At 60.4% G+C, this 14,571-nt stretch carries 10 protein-coding genes; all 10 read right to left on the reverse strand.

Features of this window, described 5'->3' with window-relative positions; translation table 11 throughout:
- Positions 1-7: 7 nt before the first annotated feature.
- The gene (locus CAF74_RS16225) at positions 8-1,573 is read right to left on the reverse strand and encodes an MBOAT family protein (RefSeq protein WP_011332552.1); all 1,566 of its coding nucleotides are present in this window, start codon (positions 1,571-1,573) and stop codon (positions 8-10) included.
- Between the two features lie 130 nt (positions 1,574-1,703).
- Positions 1,704-2,828 carry a mannuronate-specific alginate lyase gene (locus tag CAF74_RS16230; protein WP_085746988.1) on the reverse strand — a complete coding sequence of 375 codons (1,125 nt, stop codon included), beginning with the start codon at positions 2,826-2,828 and terminating at the stop codon, positions 1,704-1,706.
- An 8-nt stretch (positions 2,829-2,836) separates the two neighbouring features.
- On the reverse strand, positions 2,837-4,288 hold the full coding sequence (locus CAF74_RS16235) for an alginate O-acetyltransferase (protein ID WP_085746989.1): 1,452 nt from the start codon (positions 4,286-4,288) through the stop codon (positions 2,837-2,839).
- A gap of 10 nt (positions 4,289-4,298) precedes the next feature.
- Entirely contained in the window at positions 4,299-5,870 is a 1,572-nt protein-coding gene (algG, locus tag CAF74_RS16240; RefSeq protein WP_011332555.1) for a mannuronan 5-epimerase AlgG, read from the reverse strand.
- A 26-nt stretch (positions 5,871-5,896) separates the two neighbouring features.
- Positions 5,897-7,384 (reverse strand): alginate export family protein, encoded by a 1,488-nt coding sequence (locus tag CAF74_RS16245; RefSeq protein ID WP_085608137.1) that lies wholly within the window; start codon positions 7,382-7,384, stop codon positions 5,897-5,899.
- Positions 7,381-8,787: an alginate biosynthesis TPR repeat lipoprotein AlgK gene (algK, locus tag CAF74_RS16250; protein ID WP_085746990.1), complete on the reverse strand. Its 1,407-nt coding sequence runs from the start codon at positions 8,785-8,787 to the stop codon at positions 7,381-7,383. The genes CAF74_RS16245 and algK overlap by 4 nt, the downstream gene beginning before the upstream one ends.
- A 9-nt stretch (positions 8,788-8,796) precedes the next feature.
- Positions 8,797-9,966, reverse strand: a complete 1,170-nt coding sequence (locus CAF74_RS16255; protein ID WP_039769455.1) for an alginate biosynthesis protein Alg44 — start codon at positions 9,964-9,966, stop codon at positions 8,797-8,799.
- Positions 9,967-10,001: 35 nt separating this feature from the next.
- Entirely contained in the window at positions 10,002-11,483 is a 1,482-nt protein-coding gene (gene alg8, locus CAF74_RS16260) for a mannuronan synthase (RefSeq protein ID WP_163974069.1), read from the reverse strand.
- An 83-nt stretch (positions 11,484-11,566) separates the two neighbouring features.
- Positions 11,567-12,883, reverse strand: a complete 1,317-nt coding sequence (locus CAF74_RS16265; RefSeq protein WP_011332560.1) for a nucleotide sugar dehydrogenase — start codon at positions 12,881-12,883, stop codon at positions 11,567-11,569.
- An 811-nt stretch (positions 12,884-13,694) separates the two neighbouring features.
- Positions 13,695-14,474: a peroxide stress protein YaaA gene (gene yaaA / locus CAF74_RS16270; protein WP_085746991.1), complete on the reverse strand. Its 780-nt coding sequence runs from the start codon at positions 14,472-14,474 to the stop codon at positions 13,695-13,697.
- Positions 14,475-14,571 lie beyond the last annotated feature (97 nt).

The following is a 14,571-nucleotide window of genomic DNA, read 5'->3' on the forward strand; positions in this document are numbered from 1 at the left end:
AGATCCCTCAGAACTGGAAGTAAAGGAACGGCGAGAAGCTTTGCGCCGAGAGTTTGAGAATCGAGGCGATGAACAGCAGCAGGATCAGCCCGCGCATTACGTAGCGCGACCAGTCCGCGGTCCAGTAGGCCGGTTGCACCTGGGCTTCGACGCCGACGGTGTAGCCAGGCTCGTGGATGCTCGCCGGGTTTTCGCCCGGGGCTGCCTTGATCATTCCCGGAGTCGCTGTGGCCGGGCCATTGGCCTCGACGTTGACCTCAGGTTTGCTCTTGGCAGGCGGCTGATTGGTGTACAGATCGCGCAGGCCGAAAAACGCCAGAGTCACGTAAGCCACAACCAGGGTCGCGACTTGCAGACCGGTGAGGCTGGCCTGATTGAGTTCCGACAGCGACCAGTCGCCGAAGCTGAACATCGCGCCGTACATGCGGCCGGCAACGTGCAGGTTTTCGGCACGGAAGATCACCCAGCCCATGACCACCAGCAGGAAGGTCAGCGCCCAGCGGATCGGATTGAGGCTGCGCGGCGCGGTGTTGAGGCCGAGCATTTTTTCGATCGCCAGCCACATGCCGTGCCACGCACCCCAGACGATGTAGGTGATGTTCGCGCCGTGCCACAGACCACCGAGCAGCATGGTCAGGAACAGGTTGCGATAGGTCATCAGCGTGCCTTTACGGTTGCCGCCGAGGGTGATGTAGAGGTAGTCGCGCAGCCAGGTCGACAGGCTGATGTGCCAGCGGCGCCAGAACTCGGTGATCGACTGGCTGATGTACGGCTGCTTGAAGTTTTCCATGAAGCGGAACCCCATCATCAGGCCCAGGCCGATGGCCATGTCGCTGTAACCGGAGAAGTCGAAATACAGCTGTGCGGTGTAGGCCAGCGCGCCGAGCCAGGCATCGCCCGTGGTCGGGTTTTGCAGGGCGAAGCAATGGTCGGCCACCACGGCGAGGGTGTCGGCGATGAACACCTTCTTGATGAAACCCTGCATGAACCGCGTGCAGCCCTCGGAGAACTTGTCGAGGGTGTGGGTGCGGTTGTTGAACTGATCGGCCAGGTCACGGAAACGCAGCACGGGGCCGGCGATCAGGTGCGGGAAGATCGCCACGAACGCTGCAAAGTCGATCAGGTTGCGGGTGGCCGGAGTGTCGCCGCGGTAGACGTCGATGATGTAGCTGATCGACTCGAAGATGTAGAACGAGATACCGATCGGCAACAGTACGTGGGTCAGGATGAACGGCTCAAGTCCCATCGAGGTCATGATCGCGTTGATGCTGTCGACGCCGAAGTTGGCGTACTTGAAGTAGCCGAGGATGCACAGGTCCACCGCCACACCGAGCAACAGCCAGCGCTGGGCCGGTTTGCTGCGCACGCCGGCGGCGCCGACTTTCAGGCCGATCCAGTAGTTCCACAGGGTGACGCCGGCGAACAGCGCCAGGAAGTCCACCCGCCACCACGCGTAGAACACGTAGCTGGCGATCAGCAGCAGCAGGTTGCGATAGCGTTGCCCGCTCAGGTAGTACAAGCCGAGAAAGATCGGCAAGAACAGAAACAGGAACACGTTGGATGAAAATACCATCCCGATCTCTCCATGTTTGAACCAACAGTCAAGGGCCAAAGCCCCCCCAAACCCCCCGTGGTGTTGGAGGGGTGAAACAGTCCTGCGATCGTTCCCACGCTCTGCGTGGGAACGATCAGCCGATCAGCGACTAACTGCCCTTGTTACCTTTCTCGTGCGAAGGGTCGTAGACCTTGGTCAGGTCGCCACCCAGTCGGAAGGTCTTGAACGGCTGCATCCCGTGCTTCTTCTCGAGCACATCCGGCGAACAGGTGTAGAGGGTGCAGAACGGCTCAAGCCAGGCGAATTTCATGTCCTGTTTCAGGTCGGTCATGTCCTGCTCTTTGCCGTTCTTCTTCTCGAACTGATCCGGGTCTTTCACCCCGGCCAACACCCGGTCACCCAAGCGTTTCAGCGCGCCGTTGTTTTCCTGACGCAGATCCACACCGTTGACCTGGGCGAAACTGGCGATCATCGCCAGCGGCGGCAGGGCGTAGTTGTGATAGGCGAGGGCGCGTTGCTGGCGCTTGAGTTCGTTCGGCAGGAAACCGTCGGCATCGACTTGATTGACGCCGACCTTGTATTCCTTGACTGCCCAATCGAACAGGTCGCGGCGGTTGGTCGCGACCGACGTCGCCATCACCGACCAGGCTGCCCAGTACGAGTGGTTGTTGGTTTTTTCCAGCGGCAGGTTGTCCCAGTCGCTGACCACCTGATCGGCCATTTTGCTGAACCAGGCTTCGATCACCTGGGCTTCCTGCTGGTGCTGGGCCAGCGGATGGGAGTCGGAGAACTTCAGGCGAATGTACGAAGAGGCCATGCTGCCCAGCGCCCATTTGCGCATCGACTTGCCGGTGTGGTTGAAATCCTTCGACATCAACGCATCGGCCTTGGCCCAGGCGGTGAGCCAGTTGAGCGTGCAATCGAGCTGCTCCGGGCGACCGTCGCGCATGAACTGCATCACCCGTTTGGCAGTGCCGCGCTCAAGTGTGGTGATGTCTTTGGTGGTGTCGCGAAAGGCTTTTTCAGACTGCACGTTCAGCGTCGCGCGAGCCTTGTCCGAGCCTTCGTATTTGCTGCGAAATTGCAGTGGCCCGGTGTAGGGCGCCGGCATTGCATCGCAGCCTTCGCTCTTGTCGCCGGTCTTGAATTTATCCACAGGCGCAAAATAGCCCTGTGGCGGACGCAGTGGTGCGGCGGCCTGCGCAGTGCCGGCGAAGATCGCCAGCCCGAGCAGCGTCGGCGCCAGAAGAGTTTTCAGTTTCGGATTTCGCATAGCAGACCTCATTGCCCGACCTGAGCGGTTTGTGGCCCAGCGCCCGGGAATACGTTGCGTTTGCAGATTTTCGCTTCGACTTTCTGTGGCGCGGTGCCCGCTTCCGGGCCCTGGACTTCGACCGCCAGCAGGTTTTGCGAGGCCCAGTCTTCGTCCGTGCGCAACTCAAAGGCGAAACGACCGTCGGTGTCGGAGGTTTCCGGTTTCTCGATCTTGATGTCCTCGTGGCGACCGTTCATGTACCAGAGGGTGGCTTGCAGGGTTTTCACCGAGGTGTCGGCGAAGCGGATGTCGACCTGATGGCTGCTGTTCTGCAGGTTCAGGTTCTTGCTGTTGACCAGCAGTTCTTGTTTGCCGCCCGGCTTGAGCGTGGTGCTGGCGGACATTTGCGCCTCTTTGCCTTCGCAGCCGTTGTCGAGCAGGGACATCATCTGGCGATAGATGGTTTCCTGGTCGAGGCGGTACAGCGGCGAGAATTCCCAGATAAGGATTTTCGGTGGCGTCTTCTGGAATTCGTCGCTGCCCAGGTACTGCAACATCGAACCTTCCAGACCGCCGCCGGGGAAGGCGACGTTGAGGATGTCGGCGCCGATGGCTTCTTCAAGGAAACCGGCGAAGTTGTAGTTCTTGCCGCTGTGCGAAGTACCCACGAGGGTGATCTGCGGATTGCCGGAATCACCGAACAGTTCGCCGTCACCGGCCTCGCCTTTCGGCTCGGTGGTGAACTGGTCCATGTACTGGATCGCGTAACTGGTGCCGCACAGTTGCCCGGCCATGTTGTGCAGGGTGCCGGTCTTGCCCATGCGCCCGGAGCGTTTGGTTTCGAACTCACGCTTGGGAATGTCGGCGAATGCCGGAATCTGCTTGACCTTTTCGGCGACGATTTTCGCCGTGCGCTGGGCACCGTATGGCGTCCAGTGCTGGTCACCGCGGAAGTAGAAATCGTGGGCGGGCAGGGTGTCCGGCAGCGACTCGTTGGTCAGCGGCGACAGGTCTGGCACCACGTAACCCATCTTGGCGAAACGGCCGAGCATGGTCTTGTAATTACCCAGTGCTTTCTCGTAATCGAACGCGGCTTTTTCCGCCGGGTTGAGCTTGTTGCGGTTCACCAGACCACGGGTTGGCTGGTAGACGATCACCAGTTCGACGCCTTTGGCCTTGAACGCGTCGTGCAGCTGTTGCAGGCGTTTGTAGCCGGCCGGGGTGGTGTTGAACTCGGTGCGCAGGTCTTCCTGGGTCCGGAACAACCAGTCGCCCTGCGCCTGCACCAGAGTGGTGAAGTTCTGCTGGTAGCGCGTGGTGTAGTTCTTCGCGTCGTGGGCGGCCGGGCACAGGCTGCAGCACGGCTCGGCGGTGAACGTCGGCGCTTTCACTTCGTCCGCGCGGGCGCCGTTGCTGGCCGCCAGAATGCCCACGGTCAGGGCCGACAGGCTGAGTAATTTGATCAGGTGTGGGTGCATAAAATTATCCTCAGTCCTGCAATTCGGTCTGGCGTTCGACAGGGTCGATCAGCACGGCTTTCTGCTGGCGCACCAGCAGGTCGAGAATTTCATCCTGGCGCTCGCCGAGGATGCCGTTGAAGCTGATGCCGCTGGATTTGGTCGGCGCCAGCATCGACACGCGATACAGCTCGACACTCAACGGCGAATCGATCGACAGCGGGCCGCTGCCATTGGCCGCCAGTTCACCGCCGACCACGATCAGCGAGACTTGGGCGTCGAACGGGTCGAGCTTGATGTCACGGTCGGTGTCGGTCAGGTCCTTGATGTGCCCGTAGACGCCGGTCAGGCCGTTGGCCATGGCGACGTTTTCGTAGAGGCGGATGTTCACGCTGTTACGAATGCGGATGCCGTGGCGCTTGTTGCTGATGACCTTGTTGCCCCACAGCAGGTTGTCGGCGGACTCGTAGAGGGTGATGCCGTCAGTGTGGTTCTTGTAGATCTCGTTGTAGGCAATGATGTTGTTGACGCTGTTTCGGTCGATCACCAGGCCCGAGAGGTGGTTGTCGTAGCTTTTGTTGTTGAAGATGAAGCTGTCGTTGACCTCACGGGAAATGATGATCCCGTGCTTCTTCTTCGTGCCGTACACCGTGTTCTCGGCAATGATCAGACCGTGGGAACGGTCGTGCGGGTCGATGCCGTAGACGATGTTGTCCTTGTAGGTGTTGCCCTTGACCACGAAGTCGCGGGTCTCGTAGCAGTAGAAGCCGTACCACATGTCCGAGAACTCGGAGCCGACGATCCAGCCGGTCGGCTCGGGACGCTTGAGTACCTTGGCCATGTTCGGCGTGTACTGGGAAATACTCACGCCGTAGGACTTACTGTTGGCGTAGCCGAAGCTGGCCATCTTGCTGTTGACGATGTAGGTCTCGGTGCCGCCCCAGGCCAGCAGGAACGGGCGGAATTCCTTCGGCGAACGGAAGGTCGCCGGGCCGTTTTCCTTCTCGCGCCAGCCGGTGACCTTGGTGTCACGCACGAACAGCTGGCCGTCGTTGACCAGGAACGAACCGGCCTCCTGGGACAGGCGCAATTCCTGGGTCTGACCGTCGATTTCGAGGATGCCTTTGCGGCCGACCACGATCGGCAACTTCGCCAGATACACGCCCGGCGAGGTTTCGCTGAAGTACTGCTTCGGCAGCTTCTGCGCCAGCTCTTTCAGGTTCATGTAGCCGTCGTCGACGAAGATCGCCTGCGGGATGCCGTGCTGACGCACCACCCATTCGGCCATCTTGTTGTCGCCGCCGATGAAGTCCTTCAGGGCGTCTTCCTGCATCATCCGGCGCACGCTGATCTTGCCCGGTTTGCTGCGCACGATTTTCGCGGCGGCGGCTTCGGCGGTGTAGCCGGAGAGGTCGGGCAATTTCGGCTTGGCCAGTTCCAGCGCTTCGGTCGGCGCGCTGCTGACGGTGTAGGTCTTGGCCTGTTGCAGCTCCTTGGCGGTGGTCGCGGGTTTGGCCGGTTCCACACTGGCGAAGGCGCCGGCCGAGGCCAGCAGCATCGCGCCGGCCAGCAGGCTGAGTGAGCCTTTGCGGGCACTGTTCATGTCGGGCACTCCCTTGGCGGTCAGCATCAGAAGCGCCAGATCACGTCGATGAACGCGCGGTGCATGTACGAATCAACCTGGCTGCCATAGGCATCACCCGGCTTGAACACACCGCCACGGAAACGTACCAGCGCCGACGGCTCGTCGATCGACTGGCTCAGCGCTGCCGGCAGCAAGCCTTGCTTGAAGTACTTGGTGACCACCAGATCCATTTCCTGGCCCAGATCCTTGTTGCCGTCCTGCAGTGGCAGCGAGGTGCTGGAGAGGATTGCGCCGGTGACGTCGTCGGTGTTGTTTTCCACGGCGTTGATGCCGTTGCTGCCCACCGGCTTGTTGCCGTCCACACGCCAGAACTTGTGGTAGATCAGGCTGGCGTCGTACTGGTCGTTGAGCATCCACGAACCGAACAGGGTGGCGGTCTGCATGTTGTTCATTTCGCCACGGAAGGCTTCGCCGAAACGGTGAACCCGGGAGCGAGTACCGGTGTAGTTCGAGCGGTTGCTTTCCAGGCCATTCTGTTCGTAATCGGCGCTGGCACGGGCATACGCTGCACCGACCTGCCATTGCGGATCGAGGCGCAGACGCACACCGATGTCGGTGGCCCAGCCGTCGACGTTGTCGCTGCGCTTGGCTTGCGCCGGGCGCGTGCCATCGGCGTTGAGGGCGTTGACCGTGTCGCGGTCGCCGCTCATGCCGGTGATGCTGCCCCAGTAGTTGACGGTGTTGGTGTTGCGCCAGTTGTAGGCGTCGCTGTCGGCGGTCAGGCCGAGCCAGCTGATGTCGCCGTTTTCTTTCTTGTCCAGCGAATCGCCGGCCACGCCTGGCTCCGGATAGTCGAGCTTGCCGTCGTCATGGGTGTGGTGGCCGCGAATGCCGACCCAGTTGCCCGGTGTCCACTGGTAAGCGGCATCGGCGTAGGCGTGCAGGCGATCCTTGTCTTTCGGCGCCAGCTCCTTGAGGTCGGTGCGGTATTCGCTGAAGCGTTCGGCGACACCGGCGTTGGCGCGCAGCAGAGTAGTGTCGAAGGTCCAGTTCAGCGCTTCGATGTTGGTGTCGCGCCACTGGCCGTCGTCGTTGCGCAGACGCTGACGACCGAACTTGAGGATCTCGCCGGGGTAGGGTGTTAGGCCGCTGTAGCCGACCCAGAACTCGCGCATCGCCAGGTAGTTTTTCTTGGTCTTGCGGTCGCCGTTGTCGGTGGTCTGGGTGCCTTCGCTGTCGGACTGCTGCAGGGTGTCGGTCTCGATGATGTCGGTCGAGGTCACGGCCTGGCCCATGGCGTAGGCGCTCCACGCGCCGCTTTCGCCGTAGACCCACGGACGCAGGTCGAGGCCGACACCGTTGACGTCGCCGCCGCTGGCGGTGCCGAGGTCGCGGTCGTCTTCGGACTGGCCGGTGATTTTCACTTCGAGGCCGAAGTTCTTCGATTCAGTCATCGCGGCCAGGGTCGGGCAAGACCAGATCAGCGCGAACGTGAGGCCAATGCCGGCCTTCACAAAGGGATTCAATTTCATAATTTTTCCTCGCCGTCTTCTTCTTGCAGGGCGTGCAGTTGCAGCGTGTTCTGGCTCAGGGCGCCACGGGTCGCCTGTTCCTGTTGCAGCAGGCGCTGGGCTTCGGCCAGACGCTCGGGCGGCAGTTGCGCGGCGAGGGTGGTCGCCAGCTCATCGGCTTGCGGAGTGTTTTGGGCTTTTGCCAACTGGCTGAACACGTAAGCGTTGACTGGGTCGGGCTTGGTGCCCTTGCCTTGGGAAAACAGCTGGGCGATGGCGAAGTCGGCGCTGTTCTGGCCGTTGCGCGCAGCGGTCAGCAGATGGTCGAGAGCCTTCTGTGGATAGACCTTGCCCAGGTAGCCACGGCGGTAGATCTGGCCGAGGTAGTAGTCGGCGGCGACTTCGCGGCCGACGGCTTTCTGGAAATGTTCCTCGGCGACTTTCGCGTCGGCCGGGACCAGTTTGCCTTCGTAGTAGAGCTTGCCCAGCAACAGCTCGGCGCGCGGCTGGTCGGCGGCGCGGCCGTTATCCAGGTACTTCATCATCTGGTCGACGTCGCCCAGTTCCGGGAAGTCGTAGAGCAGTTGCGCGAGGGTGACCCACGACGCCGGGTAGCCTGGAGCGATCGGTTCGAGCAGCGACTGCGCGGTTTTTTCGTCGGTCTTGCCCAGGGTCGAATCGGCCAGCACACGGGCCACCGAATCCACCCGCTGAGCACTGACGGTGCCGCGGCTGTAACCGGCCTGCAGCTGTTTGATCAGTTCGGCCTGTTGCTCCGGCGCGCCACGTTTCTGATAGACCGTGGCCAGCTCGACGTAGCAGATGTCGGTGGTGTTGAGCGCGGCCTTGCAGATTTTTTCCACGTCATCCAGATGCTGGTCGTAAGTGCCCTGGGTGCGATACAGCAGCACCTGGGCGAGACCGGCTTCCGGGTAACCGGATTTGCGCCATTGATCGATCTTCTGCTGGGCGTTGATGTTCGGGAAGCTGTGCGGGAATTGCAGGTACAGCATCGCGAGCGGGATCAGCGTGTTGCCTTCGCCACTGGCGGCGGCTTTCTTCAGCAGGCTTTCGGCTTCCTGATGTTCGGCTTCGGTGGAGCCAGGCTTGGCCACCAGCAAGCGGCCGAGTCGGGCCTGGGCACGCGGCGAAACACTGGCGGCGGCGCGGTAGGTGGCTTCGGCCTGTTTCATCTGTTCCGGGTCGCGGCTGTCGACCTGAATATCGGCGAGGCCCACCTGGGCTTCGCTGTAACCCAGGTCGGCCAGCGCACGGTAGTTCTGCGCGGCGGTCGCGGTGTCACCGCGCTTGAGCGCTTCGTTGGCCAGACGCTGGTCGGGCAGGCCGGCGCAACCGGCCAGGGCGATTGCCATGGCCAGGGTCAGCGGGACCGGCAGGATTCTGATAGGGCTCGTCACGGGCATGTCCTCGACTTAAAGACCGGCAGCCATGGCTTTGTCGATCAGCCAGTTCAGGTTCGGACCACGGTCGCTGTTGACTTCCACCGGGCGGCCGGCGAAGCGGCTGTCCAGCGGCTCGTCAGGCTGGATCTGCACACGGATGTCGGAGGACAGGTCAGCGCTTTTCAGGCTGGTGCTGCTGACAATCTTGCCGGTGCGGGTCTTGTCTTCGCCGGCGATCTGGAAGCTCACCGGGGTGCCCGGACGCACGTCGCCGAACTGGCGATAGGAGAAGCGTGCATCGACGGTGGCCTGGGTGTTGCGCGGCACCAGCTGGAAGATCACGTCGCCCTTGCTCGCGTACTGACCGTCGGCCACCAGTTGCTGGGCTACGGTGCAATCGCAAGGGGAGGTCAGGGTGCCGGTCATCTGCTTGCCGAACAGTTCTTCAACCTTGGCTGGCGACAGTTGATCTTCTTCCAGATGGCCCTTGAGTACGTCGAGCATGCTGGTGCTGAACGTCGCCAGCGGTGCGCCTTTTGCGGCGACGCCGTCGGACTTCACCAGGCTTTGCACGGTGCCGTCGCGCGGCATGGTGATGTTCATCCCCGGCACGCTGACCAGACCGGCCTGCGCATGGCTGACGAAGTACATGCTGTACACCGATTTGAAAATGAAACCCGCCGCCACCAGCCCGACCGCGAAGATACCGGCGCTGAACGTCACCGCTTTCAGACGACCGAACGGGGTCATGCCGGAGTCGCCGTCCTTGACCTTGCGGGCCTTGGTAAAGTTGTCGCGCTGCAGGGTCGCCAGCACTTCACCGATGCTGACGATGTCGCCGGCCAGGTGCGAAGTGATCAGGTGACGCAGGGTCGAAATGTCCTGCGGTTCAAGGTTCTGGAACTGGCAACCAGCACGACCCGTCTGGCGGTCGTAGGAGCGCACTTGCAGTTCAACGTCCATGGCCAGGCCGAGGTTGTCGATGACGAACTGCAAACGCGCCTTGTACACCTCGCCGACGGTCAGCGGCAGTTGTCCGGCGTTGAACGCCAGACCACCGGCGGACAGGTCGAGGACCCGCGCTTCAACCGGAGTCCGGTCGGGGCCGAAGAAACGCAGCTTGGCCGGGATTTTGACTCGGGCGTGCTGACGCTGGGCTTCGGATTCATGCACTACGTTGGCGTTGACGGCGGTATTCATGGGGGCGATTTCCTTGTTAATTCAATAGGGGCAGGTCAGACCATCATCAGCAGCACGGCGACGAAAATGCTGCCGGCGGAGAAGGTCATGGTCCGAGACGACCAGGTGTTGAACCAACGTTGAAAGCTGGCGAGATCACGGGTCAGGGAAGTGGGTTGGCGAGTCCAGGATTGTTGGTCGAGGCGGAAGAACACGTAGATCTTCACCAGCGCACCGACGATCTGGTTGTAATAGAGAATTGCCGGGTAAGCCGGGCCGATCCGGTGGCCGGAGCAGGACAGCAGCAGCGTCAGAATCAGACGGGTGATGCCGATCCACAGCAGGTAAACCAGGATGAACGCGGTGCCGTACTTGAAGCTGGCGATGATTGCCACGGTCAGGCCGAGCAAGGATGTCCACATCGATACGCGCTGGTCGAACAGCACCACCGAGGTGAAGGCGCCGAGGCGTTTCACACCCAGGCCCAGCGCCCGGGAGTTCTGCCGCAGGTTGTTGCCGTACCAGCGGAACATCAGTTTGCGGCTGGCCTTGATGAAGCTCTTTTCCGGCGGGTGTTCAACGGTATTGATCGCGGCATCCGGCACGTAGAAGGTGTCGTAGCCCAGGCGCATCAGGCTGAACCAGCTCGACTTGTCGTCGCCGGTCAAGAACTTGAATCGGCCCAGGCGCCAGTGTTGCAGCGAGTCGCTTTCGACGTCGGCGATGAATTCCGGATTGGTGACCACGGTGGCGCGGAACACCGACATGCGGCCGGTCATGGTCAGCACACGCTTGGACAGGGCCATCGAGCACATGTTGATGTGGCGCTGGGCGAAACGCAGCTTGTGCCATTCGCTCATGATGTAGCCGCCGCGCACTTCGCAGAACTCGTTGGTGGTCAGGCCGCCGACGTTGCCGAACATCTGGAACCACGGCACGGTTTTGCGCACTACGCCTTCGCCGAGCACGGTGTCGCCATCGATCACGGCCACCACGGCGCGGTCGTCCGGCAGGTGACGGGAGATCGCGCGGAAACCATAGGCCAGGCCATCGCGTTTGCCGGTGCCGGGAATGCGTACGAAGTCGAGTTTCACGCGGTCTGGCGGATTCATCCGCGCCCACAGTGCCTTGACCAGCAGCTCATCGGACATTTCGACGATGGAGCAGACCACGGTGGTTGGCAGTTCGCAGTCGATGGCTTCGCGGATCACCGAGCTGTAAACCTGCGCGGTGGTCAACGCGTCGATGCGAAAACTGGTGACCATCAGAAACACATGGGACGGGTCCGCCGCCTTACCCAGCTTGCGAACCTTGCGGCGCAGGTGCGGGTAGACGATGTAGAGAAAAATCATGCCGCGCACAAAGTGCGTGGCACCCATCGAGTAGCGCCAGATACCTACGGCGCCAATCAGGAAAATGAAGTCCTTCGACTCGGAGTCGAATGTGGACGTGGGCAGCATCAGGGCCAGGCCCATCAGCAGGCTCAGAAACAAAAGCCAGCCGGCGGATTGCAGAAAAAAATGTTTGAGCTTGGACATGACCGTCATCCGAAGGTGATGGGGGCTTCAAGCCGCCCGCCGATTCACGGCGTGCGGCCTGAAGCTCGAGGCTTGCTGCTGCGTTACCAGCAGATCCCTTCGGTACGGCTACCGGCGCTGGTGGCCTTGGACATGAAGCCCACCAGGTCGATCACCTGCTTGCCCTGCGGCGCTTCTTCGGCGAGGGCGCGGAACTTCTCGTCGCGGTTGCCGAGGATGATCACGTCGGAGTTGTCGATCACCGAATCGAAGTCCGAATTGAGCAGGGACGATACGTGCGGGATCTTCGACTCGATGTAGTCCTTGTTTGCGCCGTGGACACGGGCGTACTGGACGTTGCTGTCGTAGATGCTCAGGTCGTAGCCCTTGCCGATCAGCATCTCGGCCAGTTCCACCAGCGGACTTTCGCGCAGGTCGTCGGTGCCGGCCTTGAAGCTCAGGCCGAGCAGGGCGACTTTGCGTTTGTCGTGGCTTTCAACGATGTCGAAGGCGTTCTGCACTTGCGATTCGTTGCTGCGCATCAGCGAGTTGAGCAGCGGCGCTTCGACGTCCAGGGAACCGGCGCGGTAGGTCAGGGCGCGCACATCTTTCGGCAGGCACGAACCGCCGAAGGCGAAGCCCGGGCGCATGTAGTACTGGGACAGGTTGAGGGTCTTGTCCTGGCAGACCACGTCCATCACTTCGCGGCCATCGACGCCCACGGCTTTGGCGATGTTGCCGATCTCGTTGGCGAAGGTCACTTTGGTGGCGTGCCAGACGTTGCAGGTGTACTTGATCATCTCGGCAACGGCGATGTCCTTGCGGATGATCGGTGCGTCGAGTTCTTCGTACAGCGATTGCAGAACGTCACCCGACGCCTTGTCGAACTCGCCGATGACGGTCATCGGTGGCAGGTCGTAGTCGGCGATCGCGGTGGATTCACGCAGGAACTCAGGGTTCACGGCGACACCGAAATCAACGCCGGCTTTCTTGCCGGAGCAGTCTTCGAGGATCGGGATGACAACGTTTGCCACGGTGCCCGGCAATACGGTGCTGCGCACCACGATGGTGTGGCGGGTGGACTTTTCACGCAGGACAAAACCGATCTCGCGGCATACCGCTTCGATGTAGTTCAGTTCCAGGTCGCCGTTCTTTTTGCTCGGCGTACCGACGCAGATCATCGACAGGTCGGTGTCGCGAATCGCTTCGGCGAAGTTGGTCGTGCCGCGCAGACGACCGGTCTGAATACCTTGTGCCAGCAACTCGCCCAGGCCCGGTTCGACAATGGGAGATTTGCCAGCGTTGATCATGTCGATCTTGTCTTTGGCAACATCGACGCCCACTACGTCGTGGCCCCGAGCAGACAGGCAACCGGCACATACTGCGCCAACGTAACCCAAACCAAATATGCTGATGCGCATCGCAATTACCTCTGTATATATCAGGCCTTAGAGGGCCGGAGTTAATGGTGTTCAGCGTTCATTAGTGCACTCGAAAGTGCGGCATACAGGCGCCACAATGCCGTGTGCAGGCATACTTAAGTTCCGAGTGTCTAAATAAGTGCACTCAAGATGTGCGCAACCAGGCCTTGTTGTTATGACGTGCCCTGTTATGCAGCCGATCTTCTTTGGAGAAGACTCTTGTGCAATCGTCTTGCGCGCTCGATGTCAGGATGAAAGTCCCGTAAATCAAGCGGTTGGGTGCTCAGGTGAGCACGTTTATAAGGGCGCGGCCATGGCCTTTGTAGGGGATATTAATGGTGCGTATCTCCTGTCCATCGTCTGCTTTGAGACTAGTTAGTCATCTAGGCAAGTTGCTGTGACAACTTGGTTACATGGCTATCTGCTCCGCGTAAGTTATCTCGTACAAACTCGGCGAGAATCGTTACCGGTGGTATGAGCTATGCATTCGGACGAAGTTCCTGTCCGCTCATCGCGAAATCTGAAATTTCTTGAAATATTGTCAGAGATGGCACCAGTATCAATTTGATAGCAGTTTCGTTTTCGACCTTTAATAACAGGCGAAAAATCACGTTAGATAGTTTTGTGCCACTACGGTGAAAAAATTTAGGTGCCACTACTGAAAAAAATGATCAGTGTCGAGTGAAACTAATCTTAGAAAAGACAGGGATGTTTTTCTGGCGCCAGTAAAATGGCGAAATGTGGCGGGGGTTTTTTGACATCGTGCGAGCTGCACGACTCTTCATATAAAGAGTCGTGCATTAGGCATGCTTTATTCGGGGGCGTGATCGCGTAGAAACACCAGATTATCCGGTTTCGATTGCTCGGCGCTGTAGCGATAACCCTGCACATCGAACTGCTTGAGCAGGGCCGGATCGTTGATTTTTTCCTGGATCACGAAGCGGCTCATCAGGCCCCGGGCTTTCTTGGCGTAGAAGCTGATGATTTTGTACTGGCCGTTTTTCAGGTCCTTGAATTCGGTGTTGATGATTCGCGCATTCAAGGCTGTGCGTTTGACCGCCGAGAAGTATTCGTTGGACGCCAGGTTCAGCAGCACGTCGTCGCCCTGGTCGGCCAGCGCTTCATTCAGCCATTCGCTGATGCGCGTGCTCCAGAAGGCGTACAAGTCCTTGCCACGGGCGTTGGCCAGTTTGGTGCCCATTTCCAGGCGATACGGCTGCATCAGGTCGAGCGGCCGCAGCAGGCCGTAAAGGCCGGAGAGCATGCGCAGGTGCTGTTGCGCGTAATCGAAGTCGGCTTCGCTGAACGACTGGGCATCAAGCCCGGTGTAGACGTCGCCCTTGAAGGCCAGCAGTGCCTGTTTGGCGTTTTCCGGGGTGAACGCCGGTGTCCAGCTGCCGAAACGCGCGGCGTTAAGGCCGCCGATCTTGTCGGACACGTGCATCAGTTCGCTGATCTGCGCCGGGCTCAGTTCGCGCAGTTGCTGGATCAGTTCCTGGGAATGGTCGAGGTATTTCGGCTGGGTGAAGCGCTGGGTCGCCGGCGGTGTTTCGTAATCGAGGGTCTTGGCGGGGGAAATCACCATCAGCATGAAGTCGTCTCCTTTAATCGTGGGGGCGATTCTAGGGGGTTGGGGCGGATGACTCCAGCTATCGCGTCCATAGGTGATCGGCGGTTTACGAGCCGGA

Origin of the sequence: Pseudomonas sp. R45(2017) (assembly GCF_002112305.1) — a bacterium.
Lineage (GTDB): Bacteria > Pseudomonadota > Gammaproteobacteria > Pseudomonadales > Pseudomonadaceae > Aquipseudomonas > Aquipseudomonas paraglycinae.